18 protein-coding genes are annotated in these 16,682 nt (G+C 59.2%); all 18 read right to left on the bottom strand.

Features of this window, described 5'->3' with window-relative positions:
* Window positions 1–39: 39 nt before the first annotated feature.
* The 18 genes from GIW69_RS10285 to GIW69_RS10200 all read right to left on the bottom strand — a co-directional run bounded on the left by GIW69_RS10285 (window position 40) and on the right by GIW69_RS10200 (window position 16,637).
* Window positions 40–831 carry an amidohydrolase gene (locus GIW69_RS10285; RefSeq protein WP_236482258.1) on the bottom strand — a complete coding sequence of 264 codons (792 nt, stop codon included), beginning with the start codon at window positions 829–831 and terminating at the stop codon, window positions 40–42.
* The gene (locus tag GIW69_RS10280) at window positions 819–1,967 is read right to left on the bottom strand and encodes a pyridoxal phosphate-dependent aminotransferase (RefSeq protein WP_236482256.1); all 1,149 of its coding nucleotides are present in this window, start codon (window positions 1,965–1,967) and stop codon (window positions 819–821) included. The genes GIW69_RS10285 and GIW69_RS10280 overlap by 13 nt, the downstream gene beginning before the upstream one ends.
* Window positions 1,968–2,160: 193 nt before the next feature.
* The gene (der, locus tag GIW69_RS10275) at window positions 2,161–3,630 is read right to left on the bottom strand and encodes a ribosome biogenesis GTPase Der (protein WP_236482254.1); all 1,470 of its coding nucleotides are present in this window, start codon (window positions 3,628–3,630) and stop codon (window positions 2,161–2,163) included.
* Window positions 3,631–3,866: 236 nt separating this feature from the next.
* Entirely contained in the window at window positions 3,867–5,018 is a 1,152-nt protein-coding gene (bamB, locus tag GIW69_RS10270) for an outer membrane protein assembly factor BamB (protein ID WP_236482253.1), read from the bottom strand.
* Entirely contained in the window at window positions 5,011–5,652 is a 642-nt protein-coding gene (locus GIW69_RS10265) for a tetratricopeptide repeat protein (RefSeq protein WP_236482251.1), read from the bottom strand. The genes bamB and GIW69_RS10265 overlap by 8 nt, the downstream gene beginning before the upstream one ends.
* A gap of 41 nt (window positions 5,653–5,693) precedes the next feature.
* The gene (gene hisS, locus GIW69_RS10260) at window positions 5,694–6,983 is read right to left on the bottom strand and encodes a histidine--tRNA ligase (RefSeq protein WP_236482249.1); all 1,290 of its coding nucleotides are present in this window, start codon (window positions 6,981–6,983) and stop codon (window positions 5,694–5,696) included.
* A gap of 36 nt (window positions 6,984–7,019) precedes the next feature.
* Window positions 7,020–8,129 carry a flavodoxin-dependent (E)-4-hydroxy-3-methylbut-2-enyl-diphosphate synthase gene (gene ispG / locus GIW69_RS10255; protein WP_008070966.1) on the bottom strand — a complete coding sequence of 370 codons (1,110 nt, stop codon included), beginning with the start codon at window positions 8,127–8,129 and terminating at the stop codon, window positions 7,020–7,022.
* A 3-nt stretch (window positions 8,130–8,132) separates the two neighbouring features.
* Window positions 8,133–9,137 carry a helix-turn-helix domain-containing protein gene (locus tag GIW69_RS10250; protein WP_236482247.1) on the bottom strand — a complete coding sequence of 335 codons (1,005 nt, stop codon included), beginning with the start codon at window positions 9,135–9,137 and terminating at the stop codon, window positions 8,133–8,135.
* Window positions 9,137–9,895 carry a type IV pilus biogenesis/stability protein PilW gene (gene pilW / locus GIW69_RS10245; protein ID WP_236482245.1) on the bottom strand — a complete coding sequence of 253 codons (759 nt, stop codon included), beginning with the start codon at window positions 9,893–9,895 and terminating at the stop codon, window positions 9,137–9,139. The genes GIW69_RS10250 and pilW overlap by 1 nt, the downstream gene beginning before the upstream one ends.
* A 12-nt stretch (window positions 9,896–9,907) precedes the next feature.
* Complete coding sequence (gene rlmN / locus GIW69_RS10240) at window positions 9,908–11,056, bottom strand: dual-specificity RNA methyltransferase RlmN (protein WP_236482242.1); 1,149 nt, start codon at window positions 11,054–11,056, stop codon at window positions 9,908–9,910.
* A gap of 28 nt (window positions 11,057–11,084) precedes the next feature.
* Window positions 11,085–11,510, bottom strand: a complete 426-nt coding sequence (ndk, locus tag GIW69_RS10235; protein WP_003175956.1) for a nucleoside-diphosphate kinase — start codon at window positions 11,508–11,510, stop codon at window positions 11,085–11,087.
* A gap of 88 nt (window positions 11,511–11,598) precedes the next feature.
* Entirely contained in the window at window positions 11,599–11,799 is a 201-nt protein-coding gene (gene iscX / locus GIW69_RS10230; protein WP_236482240.1) for a Fe-S cluster assembly protein IscX, read from the bottom strand.
* Window positions 11,800–11,813: 14 nt separating this feature from the next.
* Window positions 11,814–12,155: an ISC system 2Fe-2S type ferredoxin gene (fdx, locus tag GIW69_RS10225; protein WP_236482238.1), complete on the bottom strand. Its 342-nt coding sequence runs from the start codon at window positions 12,153–12,155 to the stop codon at window positions 11,814–11,816.
* Window positions 12,155–14,020, bottom strand: coding sequence for a Fe-S protein assembly chaperone HscA (hscA, locus tag GIW69_RS10220; RefSeq protein WP_236482237.1), 1,866 nt, complete (start codon window positions 14,018–14,020; stop codon window positions 12,155–12,157). The genes fdx and hscA overlap by 1 nt, the downstream gene beginning before the upstream one ends.
* Window positions 14,021–14,071: 51 nt before the next feature.
* Window positions 14,072–14,593 carry a co-chaperone HscB gene (hscB, locus tag GIW69_RS10215; RefSeq protein WP_236482236.1) on the bottom strand — a complete coding sequence of 174 codons (522 nt, stop codon included), beginning with the start codon at window positions 14,591–14,593 and terminating at the stop codon, window positions 14,072–14,074.
* A gap of 8 nt (window positions 14,594–14,601) precedes the next feature.
* Window positions 14,602–14,925 carry an iron-sulfur cluster assembly protein IscA gene (gene iscA / locus GIW69_RS10210; RefSeq protein ID WP_054045385.1) on the bottom strand — a complete coding sequence of 108 codons (324 nt, stop codon included), beginning with the start codon at window positions 14,923–14,925 and terminating at the stop codon, window positions 14,602–14,604.
* Between the two features lie 28 nt (window positions 14,926–14,953).
* A complete protein-coding gene (gene iscU, locus GIW69_RS10205; protein WP_003227907.1) occupies window positions 14,954–15,340 on the bottom strand; it encodes a Fe-S cluster assembly scaffold IscU in 387 nt (128 codons plus the stop codon).
* An 82-nt stretch (window positions 15,341–15,422) separates the two neighbouring features.
* Window positions 15,423–16,637 carry an IscS subfamily cysteine desulfurase gene (locus tag GIW69_RS10200; RefSeq protein ID WP_236482234.1) on the bottom strand — a complete coding sequence of 405 codons (1,215 nt, stop codon included), beginning with the start codon at window positions 16,635–16,637 and terminating at the stop codon, window positions 15,423–15,425.
* Window positions 16,638–16,682 lie beyond the last annotated feature (45 nt).

Raw genomic sequence — 16,682 nt, 5'->3', positions numbered from 1 at the left:
CCAGACCTGAATGCAAATGTATGAAACTTCTTACGAATATCAGGTGAACTGGAAGGTATCCGCATCCAGGTTTGCCGGGAAACGCTCGCGATACGCCGCCAGTGGCGCCGCTTCCAACACCACGCGGAACACCCCATCGGCCTCCCCCGCCGCGAGCAGTGTTTCGCCCTGAAAATCCAGCACCTGACTATCACCTGTATACGCGAAGCCTTTGCCATCGGTGCCGACACGGTTCACGGCCGCCACGTAGCACAGGTTTTCAATGGCGCGCGCCGGTAGCAAACGGTTCCAGTGCGAACGCCGCGCACCCGGCCAGTTAGCGGTGTACAGCAACAGATCAGTGTCTTGCGCATCGCGGCTCCACACCGGGAAGCGCAGGTCGTAGCAAATCAGTGGCCGAATGCGCCAGCCCTTGAGTTCGAACTGCACCTGACGCTCACCCGGCGTGTAGTGGTTGTGCTCGCCGGCCATGCGGAACAAATGGCGCTTGTCGTAATGCAGCACTTCGCCGTCTGGCCGAGCCCACAGCAGGCGATTGCGATGGCTGCCATCGGCCGCCTGGATGATTACGCTGCCAGTGATCACCGCATCGAGCTTCGCGGCCTGAATCTTCAGCCATTTGCTGGTTGGGCCGTTTTCAGCCTCGGCAAGGGTTTCGGACTCCATGGAGAATCCGGTGGTGAACATTTCCGGAAGGACAATCAGATCCGCGCCACGCGCCTGTTCCAGCAGCTGTTCGAAATGTTCAAGATTGGCCTGACGATCATGCCAGGCCAGGCTGGTCTGGATCAGCGCCAGATCGAGATTGGGCAGTTGACTCAAATCACGCATAGTTTTGCCGCTGCTTCGCGCAGCGTCTCCTCGCGTTTGGCGAAGCACAGCCGCACCAGGCGCTGGCCTTCGGGTGGATGCTGATAGAACACCGACACAGGAATGCTGGCCACGCCGTGCTCGCGAGTCATCCACAGCGCCATGTCGACGTCGTTCAAGTCGGGGCGGATCTGCGAGTAGTCGACCAACTGAAAATAAGTGCCAGTGACACGGGTGAAACTGAAACGCGACGGCGCCAGCAAATCGCAGAACAGGTCGCGCTTGGCCTGATAGAAACCCGGCAATTCTTCGACGTGTTCCGGATGCTCGGCCATGTAATCGGCCAGGGCGTATTGCAACGGCGTCACGCCACAAAAACTGACGTACTGATGCACCTTGCGCAGCTCCGCGGTCAGGGCGGGGGGCGCGACGACGTAGCCGGTTTTCCAGCCAGTGACGTGGTAGGTCTTACCGAAAGAGCTGACCACGAATGCACGCTGATACAACTCTTCGTGGGCCAGCACGCTGACGTGGGGCACGCCGTCGAACACCAGGTGTTCGTAGACTTCGTCGCTGATGACATAGATGTCGCGGTCACGGATCAACGCCGCCAACTGATCCAGTTCGGCACGGCTGATCAGCGCTCCGCTCGGATTGTGTGGGGTGTTGAGGATGATCATCCGCGTGCGCGGCGTCAGCGCGGCACCGAGTTTTTCGAAGTCGATGGCGAAGTCGTTGAGCCCAAGCTGCACATGCACGCACCGGCCGCCGGCCAGTTCCACCGAGGGTTCGTAACTGTCGTAGCAAGGATCAAAGACAATGACTTCGTCACCGCTGTGGATAACCGCTTGAATCGCACAGAAGATCGCCTGAGTCGCGCCGGGCGTCACGGTCACTTCCGTGTCGGCGTCGACACTGGCACCGTAGCTACGGGCGATTTTCGCTGCGACTTGCTGACGCAGGACCGGCAGGCCGGTCATCGGGGAATACTGGTTATGACCGCTGGCAATGTGTCGGCCAACCGCATCACGCAGTGCTTGCGGGCCGTCGAAATCAGGGAAACCCTGGGACAGGTTGATCGCCCCGGTCTGCGCCGCGAGCTGCGACATTTGCGTGAAAATAGTGATGCCGACATTCGGCAGCTTGCTGGTGATCATCGGAAACCCCTGGCAGGTGAGCTGCAAGTTTCAAGCTGTAAGCTGTAAATCTCAAGTGACAAGTTATGAGCTATAAGCTGGGAGCTGAATCTACCGTCCACAAAAAAGGGCTCTGAACGGAGCCCTTCTTGTTTTACCGATTTGATTAGAAGCTTGCAGCTAAAAGTTGAAAGCTCGAAGCTCGAAGCTGCTTTTATCGCTTGTCACGACGTTTCTTGTCGGCTTTTTTGTTGTGCGACATCAAGCGACGCTTTTTGTTGACCTGGCGGTCGGTCAGCGAGTTCTTGTTGCCTTCGTACGGGTTGTCGCCGCCCTTGAACTCGATCCGGATCGGCGTACCGACCAGTTTGAGCACACGACGGTAAGTGTTCTCCAGATAGCGCACGTACGACTTCGGCACTTTCTCGATCTGGTTACCGTGGATCACGATGATCGGCGGGTTGGCACCACCCAAGTGGGCATAACGCAGCTTGATCCGGCGGTTGTTGACCATCGGTGGCGCGTGCTCGCCAACCGCATCTTCCAGAATCTGGGTGAGGCGGTTGGTCGGCCAGCGGGTGACCGCGGATTTGAACGAGTTCTGTACCGAGGCGTAGAGGTTGCCCACGCCGGTGCCGTGCAGTGCCGAGATGAAGTGAATATCCGCAAACTCGACGAAGAACAGACGACGCTGCAGCTCGATCTTGACGTAATCGCGCTCGCTCGGCGTCATGCCGTCCCACTTGTTGATCGCGATCACCAGCGCCCGACCAGCTTCAAGGGCAAAGCCCAGCAGGTTAAGGTCGTGATCGACCACGCCTTCACGGGCGTCCATCACAAAGATCACCACGTTAGCGTCTTTGATCGCTTGCAGGGTTTTGACCACGGAGAACTTTTCGACTTCTTCGTGGATCTTGCCGCGCTTGCGCACGCCGGCGGTGTCGATCAGCGTGTACTTTTCCTCGTTGCGTTCGAACGGGATGTAGATGCTGTCGCGGGTGGTGCCGGGCTGGTCGTATACGATTACCCGGTCTTCACCGAGCATGCGGTTGACCAGGGTCGACTTGCCGACGTTCGGCCGACCGATGATGGCGATCTTGATGCCGTCCTTTTCGCTCGGGCCCGGAATGCGCTTGGCTTCCTCGCCTTCGGCAACGATCTCTTCTTCGCCTTCTTCCGGCTCTTCTTCGTCTCTCGGGAAATCACCCAGGGCGATTTCCAGCATCTGGGTGATGCCGCGGCCGTGAGCACCGGCGATCGGGATCGCGTGGCCCATGCCCAACGGAGCAAATTCAGCGCGGGCCATTTCCGGGTCGATGTTGTCGACCTTGTTGGCGACCACGTAGGAACGCTTGTTACGTTTGCGCAAATGCTCGGCGATCATCTGGTCGGCGGCGGTGAAACCGGCCTTGGCGTCTACCAGGAACAGCACGACATCCGCTTCTTCAATGGCCAGCAGCGACTGCTCGGCCATTTTTTCGTCCATACCATGCTCGTCACCGGAAATACCGCCGGTGTCGACCAGAATGTAGGAACGCCCTTGCCATTTGGCTTCACCGTATTGGCGATCACGGGTCAGACCGGACAGGTCGCCGACGATGGCGTCGCGCGTCCGAGTCAGGCGGTTGAACAAGGTGGACTTGCCGACGTTCGGTCGGCCCACCAGGGCGATTACGGGAACCATGCGGCTCTCCACTTCGTTATTTCAGAAAATACAAAAGCCGCTGCGAGGCAGCGGCTGGTGCTCGGGGCAACACTGTGGGTTTTTGGTGGGAGCGAGCCTGCTCGCGAATAAACGCAAATACACTGCGTTCATTGAGGCAGTAAACGTCATCGTTCATGCCCCTCGCGAGCAGGCTCGCTCCCACATTCATACCCACCAGTGAAGCTGCCTGGGGGTGTTAACCCCAAGCATAGTTGTTACTTAATGGTCAGGGCTTCCAGTTTGCCGCTGTTGCCATAAACATAAATCGTGTCGCCCACCACCAGCGGACGGGCACGCAGGCCGTCGCTGTCGATGCGCTCACGGCCGACGAATCGACCGTCCACCTGACTCAACAGGTGCAGGTAACCTTCCAGGTCACCGACTGCAACATAGCTGGAGAACACTTCCGGTGCCGACAACTCACGGCGGGCCAGCGAATCGTTGCTCCACAGTGCAGTGGTGGAACGCTCGTCGACGCCTTCAACGGTGCCCGAAGACAGGCTCACGTAGACGCTGCCGAAACCTTGCGCCACACCGGCGTAGCTCGATGCATCGCGCTGCCACAACTGACGACCGCTTTCCAGATCCAGCGCCGCGATGCGGCCCTGATAGCTGGCGACGTACAGCGTACCGCCGGACAACAACAGACCGCCGTCGATGTCGACCACGCGCTCCAGTTCCGAACGGCCTTGCGGAATGGCAACACGTTGCTCCCATACCGGCACACCGTTGGTGATGTCCACGGCCACCACTTTACCGGTCGACAGGCCAGCCACCGCGAGGCGGTTGGTGACGATCGGCGCGCTGGTGCCGCGCAGGGTCAGAACGGCTGGCGTGCTGTCATATACCCAACGCTGGTTGCCAGTGGCGGCGTCCAGACCGATCAAACGATCATCCTGGGTTTGCACCACCACGACATCGCCATTGTTGGCCGGGGGCGCGAGCACTTCGCTGTTGACCCGAGCACGCCACTTCTCTTCACCGTTGATGGCGTCAAGGGCAACGATTTCGCCTTTGAGGGTGCCGATCGTGACCAGACCGTAGCCAACGCCAACGGCGCCGGAGACCGGCAGCTCAAGATCCTTTTCCCACTTCACGTCACCGTTGCTGCGATCCATGGCCATCAGCACGCCGGTTACATCGGCGGCGTAGATGGTGTCACCGTCGATCGCCGGCACCAGCATGTTGTAGGTTTCGCCCTGACCGTCACCGATCGAGCGGCTCCACTGCTTCTGCAGCACGACTTCTTCTTTGAAGTCGGTCAGTTCGGCCGGTGGCAGTTCTTTTTTGCTGTTGCTGCTGCAACCCGCGGCCAGAATGGCCAGAGCCAGCAATGCTGCATGCTTCCAACGGATCACGTCACGCATCCCCTTTGGCCAGGTCGTCCAGCTTGATTTGAAGGCCGCCGACCGCCGCTTCATCCGACAGTGCTGCCTTGGCTTTTTGATACGCTGCGTTCGCTTCGTCAGTACGGCCCAACTGCACCAGCAGGTCGCCCTTGAGTTCTTCGCGGGTGGCGAGGAACGACTTGTCGGCATCGCCTTCAAGCAGCTTCAGGGCTTCATCAGCCTTGTTCTGCGCGCCCATGACCTGAGCCAGACGCTGACGGGCGATTTCGCCCAGCGCCGGATTGGCCGGTTTGTCGACAATAGCCTTGAGCTCGGTTGCCGCGTCGTCCAGCTTGCCGCTGTCCACCGCCACTTTCGCCACGAACAGGCTGCCGTACTGTGCGTACGCCGTTCCACCGTATTCGCTGTTGAGCTTGCCGGCCAGATCTGCAACGCGTGCAGCGTCGGGCTTGCCGTCCGGGGTCAGCGTGGTTTCCAGCAGTTGCTGATAGAGCACGGAGGCGCCTTGCGACTGGTTGCTCTGATACTTGTGATACGCCTGCCAGCCGAACACGATGACCAGCGCCAACAGGCCGCCGGTGACCAGCGGTTTGCCGTTGCGTGTCCACCAGTCCTTCAAATCCGCCAACTGTTCGTCTTCGGTACTCGACACCCCAATACTCCTTAATCGCTAAATCGGCTGTTTAGACAGCTTCAACCCTGCACGACGCAGGTGGCCAGGTGGGCGGCGAGCGCGTCCCAGGCAATGCTTTGTTGTTCGCCCTGGCCACGCAGGGGTTTGAAACCTACCACTTGCTGGGCCATTTCGTCGTCACCCAGGATCAGTGCGAACAGCGCACCGCTCTTGTCGGCTTTCTTGAACTGGCTTTTGAAACTGCCGGCGCCGGCATTCACTTGCAGGCGCAGGTCTGGAAGTTGATCGCGTACCCGCTCGGCCAAGGCCAGACCGGCCAGCTCGGCTTCTTCACCGAAGGCGCACAGGTAGACATCGACCTGACGGGAGATTTCTTCCGGGATCTGCTCCAGGGTTTCAAGCATCAAGACCAGACGCTCGATACCCATGGCGAAACCGACGCCGGACGTTGGCTTGCCGCCCATCTGCTCGACCAGACCGTCGTAACGACCGCCCGCGCACACAGTGCCCTGGGCACCGAGTTTGTCGGTGACCCATTCGAATACGGTTTTGCTGTAGTAATCCAGGCCGCGAACCAGCTTCGGGTTGAGCACGTAAGGAATGCCGACAGCATCCAGACGGGCCTTCAGGCCTTCGAAGTGCGCGCGGGACTCGTCGTCCAGGTAGTCGGCCATTTTCGGCGCGTCGACCAGCACGGCTTGAGTGTCGGCGTTCTTGGTGTCAAGCACGCGCAGCGGATTGGATTTGAGACGGCGCTGGCTGTCTTCATCCAGTTTGTCGTGGTGCGCCGAGAGGTACTCGACCAGCGCTTCACGATAACGGCCACGGGACTCGCTGGTGCCCAGGCTGTTGAGTTCAAGCTTGACCGCGTCACGGATGCCCAGCTCGCCCCACAGGCGCCAGGTCATGATGATCAGCTCGGCGTCGATGTCCGGGCCGTCAAGGTTGAACACTTCCAGACCGATCTGATGGAACTGACGATAACGACCTTTCTGCGGACGCTCGTGACGGAACATCGGGCCGATGTACCAAAGCTTCTGCACTTGGCCGCCGCCGGTGATGCCGTGTTCAAGCACTGCGCGCACGCACGCCGCCGTGCCTTCCGGACGCAGCGTCAGCGAGTCGCCGTTGCGGTCTTCGAAGGTGTACATCTCTTTTTCGACGATGTCGGTCACTTCGCCGATCGAGCGCTTGAACAGCTCGGTGAACTCGACAATCGGCATGCGGATCTGCTTGTAACCGTAGTTATCCAGCAAACGCGAGACGGTGCCTTCGAAATAACGCCACAGCGGGGTCTGTTCGGGCAGGATGTCGTTCATGCCACGGATGGCTTGCAGAGACTTGCTCACAAAATTTCCTTAATTCGTTCGGCGCTTCAGTCAGTGTCAGCCACGCGCAATAACAGCAGCGTCAGCTTCGACCTTTTCGGCCGCTTTCTGGCGGATCAAGCGTTCAAGCTCATCCACCAGATTGTCATTCGTCAGTTTCTGCGCCGGCTTGCCGTCGATGTAAATCAGGTTTGGCGTGCCGCCGGTCAAGCCGATATGGGCTTCCTTCGCTTCGCCGGGGCCGTTGACCACACAACCGATGACCGCGACATCCAGCGGCACCAGCAGATCTTCAAGGCGCCCTTCCAGCTCGTTCATGGTCTTGACCACATCGAAGTTCTGCCGAGAGCAGCTCGGACAGGCGATGAAGTTGATGCCACGGGAACGCAGGTGCAAAGACTTGAGGATGTCGTAACCGACTTTCACTTCTTCGACCGGGTCGGCCGCCAGCGAGATGCGGATAGTATCGCCAATCCCTTCGGCGAGCAGCATACCGAGGCCTACGGCGGATTTCACCGTGCCTGAACGCAATCCACCGGCTTCGGTGATGCCCAGGTGCAACGGTTGAACGATTTCTTTCGCCAGCAAGCGGTAGGCTGCGACGGCCATGAACACGTCGGAAGCCTTCACGCTGACCTTGAAGTCCTGGAAATTCAGGCGTTCAAGGTGCTCGACATGACGCAAAGCGGATTCAACCAGCGCCGCCGGAGTCGGCTCGCCGTATTTCTTTTGCAGGTCTTTTTCCAGGGAGCCGGCGTTGACGCCGATACGGATCGGAATCCCGCGATCACGGGCGGCATCGACCACGGCGCGCACACGGTCTTCACGACCAATATTGCCCGGGTTGATGCGCAGGCAATCAACGCCCAGTTCGGCCACGCGCAAAGCGATCTTGTAGTCGAAGTGGATGTCGGCCACCAACGGCACTTTGACTAGCTGCTTGATCTTGCCGAAGGCCTCGGCGGCGTCCATGTCCGGCACGGAGACACGAACGATGTCGACACCGGCGGCTTCCAGACGATTGATCTGGGCGACCGTGGCGGCCACGTCATTGGTGTCGCTGTTGGTCATGCTTTGCACAGCGATAGGCGCATCGCCGCCCACGGGAACGTTACCGACCCAGATTTTGCGGGATTCGCGACGTTTGATTGGAGATTCGCCGTGCATGACTTATTGACCCAACTTCAGGCGAGCAGTCTCGCCACTGGTGAACGGAGCCACATCGACCGACTGGCCGTTGTAGCTGACTTGCGCGCCACGGGCAAAGCCCAGGCGTACAGCAAACGGTGGCTTGCCGACGGCCGACAGGCTGTCGCCTTTACGCTTCAGGCCGCTGAACAAGACTTTGCCGCTGCCATCGGTGACTTGCGTCCAGCAATCGGCAACGAACTGGATCTGTACTTGACCTTGACCGGCTACCGGAGCGGCGGCTGCCGGAGCGGGTGTCGACGGAGCGACTGGCGCGGTAACGGTCGGTGCCGGCGTGTTCGGCACGGTTGGCGCGGGAACGGCTGGCGAAGCCACCACAGGCGCCGGCGCGGTGGCTGGCGCTGCTGGTGCCGCTTGCGGCGCTACGGCCTCCGCCGGTTCTTCAGCGGTGCTTTCAGACTGCGGCAGTGCAAGCGCGGTCGAATTATCGGCCTGGCCTTCAGCAACGGCCTGGTCTTCGGGTTCGTCCAGCGGATGAATCTGGGTAGTGCCGTCGGCGCCTTCGACCTCGACGTGCTCCGGGGCCATACTGGTCAACTCTTTGGTTCGCAGCGAAGTCTGATCCTGCCACCAGACGAAACCGCCGCCGATCACCGCGATCAGCAACAACAGGCTGACGATGCGCAAAATAGTGTGGGAAACACGAACCGGCTCTTCGATACGACCCAGGGCGTGGACATTGCTGCCTTGGGAATCGGTGCCGGTGGACTGGTCGAATTGCTGAACCAGAACGGTCTGATCCATGCCGAGCAATTTGGCGTAGGCGCGAATGTAACCGCGAGCGAAGGTATGCCCCGGCAGCTTGTCGAACGCACCGGCTTCAAGGTTGCTCAGGGAACTCACGGTGAGGTTGAGCTTGAGGGCCACTTCGGCCAGCGACCAGCCATTGCTTTCGCGGGCCTGGCGCAAGGTTTCACCGGGGTTAACACGAGTCGCTGCTACAACTTCGGGATGCGCCGCTTTCATCATTGCTCCGACAGGTATTGCTGATATTCCGGCGTACCGGGATAGAGTCGTTTTAATTGCAGGCCAGCACTGGCGGCCTTGTCGCGATCTTCAAACACTTTTGCCAGCCGAACGCCGAGCAATAGACTACGTGCATTTTGTTCGGATAGCAGGCTGAAACGATCGTAATAATCACGTGCGGGCACATAATGCCTGTCTTCGAAGGACAACTCAGCCATTTCCAGCAAGGCGCGCGGTTGTTGACGGTTCAGACGCAGGGCTTTTTCCAGCTGTTGCTGCGCCAGATCACGCTGTCCCAGCTTCGCGGCCGTCATGCCGAGATTCTCGAACACACGGGAGCGCTCAGGATACAGCGTATCGGCGGTGGCCTGTTCAAAACGCTCGTAGGCTTCCTTGTAACGCTGTTCTTCGTAGAGAAAACTGCCGTAGTTGTTAAGGATGCGAGCGTCGGCGGGACGTGCGGACAAGGCCTTGCGGAAATGCTCATCGGCCAGTTCCGGCTCCATTTCCGCCTGAAACACCAGACCAAGGGCCGCGTTGGCATCGGCATCACCGCTATCCAGCTCCAGCGCCTTCTTCAGCGGCACTTTCGCCCGCTCGGTCATACCCTGCTGCAAATATCCAAGCCCCAACTGCACATAAGCAGCCCGCGCTTCATCGCGGCCCTTGCTGGTCTTCATCGGGTTGTAGTCACCCGAAAGGACACATCCAGCACACAGGCTGGCCAACAGCAATAGCAGCGCAAAGCGCAGGGACATAGAGATCCTCTCTTAGTTATTGTTCGCGGCGTTCTGCGCCAGATCGCTGTCGGCGCTCAATTCACGCACGGCGATGTAACGTTCGCTGCGACGGGTGCGATCCAGCACCTGCCCTACCAATTGACCACAGGCGGCGTCGATGTCTTCACCGCGGGTGGTGCGTACAGTGACGTTGTAACCGGCCTGGTGAAGCTGATCCTGGAACCGGCGGATGGCATTATTGCTCGGCCGCTCGTACCCGGAATGCGGGAACGGGTTGAACGGAATCAGGTTGATCTTGCATGGGGTGTTCTTGAGCAGCTCGATCATTTCCACCGCGTGCTCGACTTTATCGTTGATGTCCTTGAGCAGGGTGTATTCAACGGTCAGCACGCGCTTCTCGCCCAAAGAGGACATGTAGCGCTGGCACGACTCGAGCAGCATCTTAAGCGGATATTTCTTGTTGATCGGCACCAATTGGTTACGCAATGCGTCGTTCGGTGCGTGCAAAGACAACGCCAGGGATACGTCGATGTGCTTGGACAACTCATCGATCATCGGCACCACACCCGACGTGGACAGGGTTACGCGGCGCTTGGAAATCCCGTAGCCCAGGTCATCCATCATCAGATGCATGGCGGCCACGACGTTGTCGAAGTTCAGCAGCGGCTCACCCATGCCCATCATCACCACGTTGGTGATGGCACGGTCGACGGTTGCCGGGACGCTGCCAAAGGATTTGTTGGCAATCCACACCTGACCGATGACTTCGGCGGCGGTGAGGTTGCTATTGAAGCCTTGCTTGCCGGTGGAGCAGAAACTGCAATCCAGGGCACAGCCTGCCTGGGACGAAACGCACAGAGTGCCGCGTTTGCCCTGGGGAATGTAAACGGTCTCGACGCAGCTGCCGGACGCTACGCGCACCACCCATTTACGGGTGCCGTCGCTGGAGATGTCCTCGCTGACCACTTCCGGACCACGGACTTCAGCAATGGCCTTGAGCTTGTCGCGCAGGGCCTTGCTGACGTTCGTCATGGCGTCGAAATCATCGACGCCAAAGTGGTGAATCCATTTCATTACCTGACCGGCACGGAAACGCTTCTCCCCGATTGAGTCGAAGAATTTTTCCATTTCCTGTTGAGTGAGACCCAGCAGGTTGGTTTTTACAGTCGATGTCGTCATGGATTCACCTTCACTCTTAAGCCAATGCTTAGCGAGCGGTTACTTCAGTAGCTGCGAAGAAGTACGAAATTTCGCGAGCGGCAGCGGCTTCGGAGTCCGAACCGTGAACGGCGTTGGCGTCGATCGATTCAGCGAAGTCAGCACGGATGGTGCCGGCAGCCGCTTCTTTAGGGTTGGTAGCGCCCATCAGTTCGCGGTTCAGAGCGATAGCGTTTTCGCCTTCCAGAACCTGAACAACAACAGGACCGGAGATCATGAAAGCAACCAGGTCGCCGAAGAAACCACGAGCGCTGTGCTCAGCGTAGAAGCCTTCAGCTTCGGCTTTGGACAGTTGCTTCAGTTTCGAAGCTACAACCTTCAGGCCGGCTTTTTCGAAACGGGTGGTGATTTCGCCGATCACGTTTTTTGCAACGGCGTCAGGCTTGATGATGGAGAAAGTACGTTGAACAGCCATGGTGTAACTCCAGAAACGGTAATTTGCGAAAAATTAAACCCGCGAATTATACGCGGGTTCTTGGGTATTGCCTAACCTGCGGGGACGATCAGTCCAATTCGTCGGCCCAGAGAGCCTGAACGGCTTCCAACACCTTCTCGCCGACACGACCAGAGGTATTGTCGAAGTCCGGCAGCTCTTTGATCCATTGCTGCAATTCGACGAAGTTGACCGAAAACGGGTCTACACCCGGTTTGGCCTCGGCCAATTCCTCGGCAATGCGTTGAACATCATTCCAACCGTAGCTCATGACAGTCTTACCAGTCAGTGCGGCGCTTCAGCCGCATGGTTAAGCGAATATTTCGGAATCTCGACGGTGATGTCTTCTTCACCGACGATTGCCTGACAGCCCAGACGCGATTGTGCTTCCAGACCCCAGGCGCGGTCGAGGAAGTCTTCTTCCAGCTCATCAGCCTCTTCCATCGAGTCAAAACCCTCGCGGATGATGCAATGGCAGGTGGTGCAGGCGCAGACGCCGCCGCAGGCGCTTTCCATCTCAATGTGGTGCTCATGAGCCAGTTCGAGAATCGAAATACCAGGGGCCGCTTCGACAACCATGCCGTCCGGGCAGAACTTCTCGTGTGGCAGAAAAATGACCTGCGGCATCAGTTATCCTCGATTTCATTCAGATTGCGCCCGGACAATGCGGCTTTCACCGTCAGATCCATGCGGCGGGCGGCAAAGGCGTCGGTCACTTGCGACAGACGCTTGGTCTGCTGCTCGATGGCGTAACCATCGGTGCCTTTCATCAGTTCGACCAGTTCCTGCACTTGCATATCAATGACCATGCGCTCTTCGGCGTCGAGCAATCGCTCGCCATCAACCTCCAGAGCGCCCTGCACCGCTTCGACCAGGCGCTGGGCATCGACCTGTTGCTCGCGCAGTACGCGGGCAACCTTGTCGTCATTGGCGTGCTGGAACGAATCCTTGAGCATTTTGGCGATTTCACCGTCCGTCAAACCGTAGGACGGCTTGACCTGAATGCTCGCCTCAACACCCGAACCCAGCTCGCGGGCGGAAACACTGAGCAAACCGTCGGCATCGACCTGGAAAGTCACGCGAATCTTCGCAGCGCCGGCCACCATCGCCGGGATGCCGCGCAACTCAAAGCGCGCCAGGGAACGGCAGTCGCTGATCAATTCGCGCTCGCCCTGCAAGACGTGAATCGCCATGGCCGACTGGCCGTCTTTATAAGTAGTGAAATCTTGTGCACGAGCGACGGGGATGGTGGTGTTGCGTGGAATCACCTTCTCCATCAGGCCGCCCATGGTTTCCAGCCCCAGCGACAACGGAATCACGTCGAGCAGCAACAGTTCACCACCATCGCGCTTGTTGCCGGCCAGCGTATCGGCCTGAATCGCGGCACCAATGGCCACCACCTGATCCGGGTCGATCTCAGTCAGCGGCTGGCGGCCGAAGGCTTCGGCGACAGCGTCGCGAACACGCGGAACGCGCGTCGAACCGCCGACCATGACCACGGCGTGCACTTCTTCCAGCTCAATACCGGAATCACGAACAGCGCGGCGGCAGGCTTTGAGGCTGCGGGCAACCATCGGCTCGATCAGCGCGTTGAACGCTTCGCGCGTCAGCTGCGATTTCCAGTCACCGTAGGCGACTTCAACGGCAGCGGCGTCGGTCAGCGCCTCTTTGGCCGCGCACGCGGCTTGCAGCAGATTACGTTGCGCGCCCGGATCGAGATCGGCCGAAAGGCCCGCACTCTCGATGATCCAGCCAGCAATGGCATGATCGAAGTCATCACCGCCCAGTGCGCTGTCGCCACCGGTGGCCAGCACTTCGAAGACGCCGCCAGTCAGACGCAGAATTGAAATATCGAAGGTACCGCCGCCCAGGTCGTAAATCGCGACCAGGCCTTCGGCATGTTGATCCAGACCGTATGCAACGGCAGCCGCAGTCGGCTCATTGAGCAGACGCAACACGTTCAGACCGGCAAGTTTCGCCGCATCCTTGGTGGCCTGACGTTGTGCATCGTCGAAATAGGCAGGAACGGTGATGACCGCGCCGACCAGTTCGCCACCCAACGTCGCTTCAGCGCGCTGACGCAGTACCTTGAGGATGTCGGCGGAGACTTCGACAGGGCTTTTCGGCCCCTGCACGGTATCGATGAACGGCATGTGCGACTCACCACCGACAAAGCGGTATGGCAGTTGCTCGCCCAATTGCTTGACGTCGGACAGACCACGACCCATCAAGCGCTTGACCGACAGCACGGTGTTCAAAGGATCCGAGGACGCTGCGAGCCTGGCCGATTCGCCAACCTCCACGCGATCAGCGTGATAACGCACGGCGGACGGCAGGATGACCTGGCCATTGGCGTCGGCGAGCGGCTCGGAAAGTCCGCTGCGCAACGCAGCGACCAGCGAATTGGTAGTGCCCAAGTCGATTCCCACAGCCAGACGGCGCTGGTGGGGTTGAGGACTTTGGCCGGGTTCGGCGATCTGCAGTAGGGCCATCGTAATCAGGACTTATCTGTATATCAGGCGTGCGACCGGAGCGGCACTGGGTTAATCGTCGAGGCGCTCTTCTAACTGGCGCACTTCGTAGGTGAGCTTGTCGAGGAACTGCATGCGGCGCATCAGGCGTTCGGCCTGTTCGCGCTGCGCTGCATCATCCCAACAGGCTGCGAAGCTTTCGTTGAGCTCATCCTGGGCGGCTTTCAGACGGCGCTTGAATACCGCGACACCGTCGAGATCGGCGCTGTCCTGGAGGTCTTCGAGTTCTTCGCGCCATTGCATCTGTTGCAAAAGAAACTCGGGGTCATGAACCGTGACCTCCATCGGTACTTCGTGCCCGCTGACTTTGAGCAGGTAGCGCGCACGCTGCGCCGGGCTCTTGAGGGTCTGGTAGGCATCGTTGAGCCGTGCAGACTGCTCGAGCGCCACCCGCTGCTCGCGCTCGGAAGCGTCGGCAAAACGGTCAGGATGGACGCCGCGCGCCAACTCTCGGTAGCGCGTGGCCAACTGCTCGAGATCCAGACGAAAGCTCGGTTGCAGCTCGAATAAAGCGAAATGACAAGGAGTTCCCACGACAAGCCTCAGATGTTGAAGCTTTCGCCGCAGCCACATTCACCGCGTACGTTGGGATTGTTGAACTTGAAGCCTTCGTTCAACCCTTCCTTGACGAAATCGAGCTCGGTGCCGTCCAGGTAGCTGAGGCTTTTCGGGTCGATGATCACTTTCTCGCCATGACTTTCGAACACCTGATCTTCCGCAACCACCTCGTCGACAAACTCCAGCACGTAGGCAAGGCCGGAACAGCCCGTGGTGCGAACACCCAGACGAATCCCCTCACCCTTGCCGCGCCCGTTGAGGGAGCGCCGCACGTGTTGAGCAGCCGCTTCTGTCATGCTGATAGCCATCGTTGACTCCTTACTCGTCGCCCAAAGCTTAGATCAAGCCTTTCTTCTGCTTGTAGTCGCGAACGGCCGCTTTGATAGCGTCTTCAGCGAGTACCGAGCAGTGAATTTTCACTGGCGGCAAAGCCAGTTCTTCAGCCAGCTGGGTGTTCTTGATGGTTTCGGCTTCGTCCAGGGTCTTGCCCTTCATCCACTCGGTGGCGAGGGAGCTGGAGGCGATTGCCGAGCCGCAACCATAGGTCTTGAACTTGGCGTCTTCGATAACGCCTTGATCGTTGACCTTGATCTGCAGGCGCATCACGTCGCCGCACGCCGGAGCGCCGACCATGCCGGTGCCGACATCAGGATCTTCCGCGTTCATCTTGCCGACGTTGCGCGGGTTTTCGTAGTGGTCGATGACCTTTTCGCTGTAAGCCATGATTCTTAATCCTCACTCATCAGAGAGTCGCTCTTTAAGCCCGCCACCTTCGCGGACAGGGCCGGTTCGCGGCGACTTGAAATCAGTGTGCCGCCCACTCGATTTTCGAAATGTCGACACCGTCTTTGTACATGTCCCACAGCGGCGACAGAGCGCGCAGCTTGGTAACGGCCTCGCAGACTTTCTGCGCGGCGTAGTCGATTTCTTCTTCGGTGGTGAAACGGCCGAAGGTGAAACGGATCGAGCTGTGCGCCAGTTCGTCGTTGCGGCCCAGGGCGCGCAGAACGTACGAAGGCTCAAGCGACGCCGAGGTGCATGCCGAACCGGACGACACGGCCAGATCCTTGAGCGCCATGATCAGCGACTCGCCTTCAACGTAGTTGAAGCTCAAGTTCAGGTTGTGCGGAACGCGGGCGGTCAGGCTGCCGTTGACGTACAGCTCTTCCAGATGCTCGACCTGCTTGTAGAAACGGTCGCTCAAGGCTTTGATGCGAACGTTCTCGGCAGCCATGTCTTCCTTGGCCACACGGAACGCTTCGCCCATGCCGACGATCTGGTGGGTCGCCAGGGTACCGGAACGCATGCCACGCTCATGACCGCCGCCGTGCATGGTCGCTTCGATGCGAACACGCGGCTTGCGGCTCACGTACAGCGCGCCGATGCCTTTAGGGCCGTAGGTTTTGTGGGCGGAGAACGACATCATGTCGACTTTCAGCTTCTGCAGGTCGATGTCGACCTTGCCAGTGGACTGAGCGGCGTCGACGTGGAACAGAACGCCCTTCGAGCGCAACAGTTCGCCGATGGCAGCGATGTCGTTGATGGTGCCGATTTCGTTGTTCACGTGCATCGCGGACACCAGGATGGTGTCTTCGCGCAGCGCGGCTTCAATCATTTCAGGGGTGACCAGACCGTCTTCACGGGGCTCGAGGTAAGTCACCTCAAAACCTTCACGCTCCAGTTGGCGCATGGTGTCGAGGACAGCCTTGTGCTCAATCTTGGTGGTGATCAGGTGCTTGCCCTTGGAGGCGTAGAAATGTGCCGCACCCTTGATGGCCAGGTTGTCGGACTCGGTGGCACCGGAGGTCCAGACGATTTCACGCGGATCGGCATTGACCAGATCGGCCACCTGACGACGAGCGTTCTCGACGGACTCTTCGGCCTTCCAGCCGAACACATGGGAACGGGACGCCGGGTTACCGAAGTTTCCGTCGACCAGCAGGCATTCACTCATTTTTTGCGCAACGCGCGGATCGACCGGGGTGGTCGCAGAGTAATCAAGGTAAATCGGCAATTTCATGGACTATCTCCTAAATCAGGCTGGCTGGCGTGCCGCTAGCTCTTT

The organism is Pseudomonas syringae (assembly GCF_021605415.1).
GTDB classification, from domain to species: Bacteria; Pseudomonadota; Gammaproteobacteria; order Pseudomonadales; family Pseudomonadaceae; genus Aquipseudomonas; species Aquipseudomonas syringae_S.
This window is presented reverse-complemented; position numbering and strand designations above follow the sequence as displayed.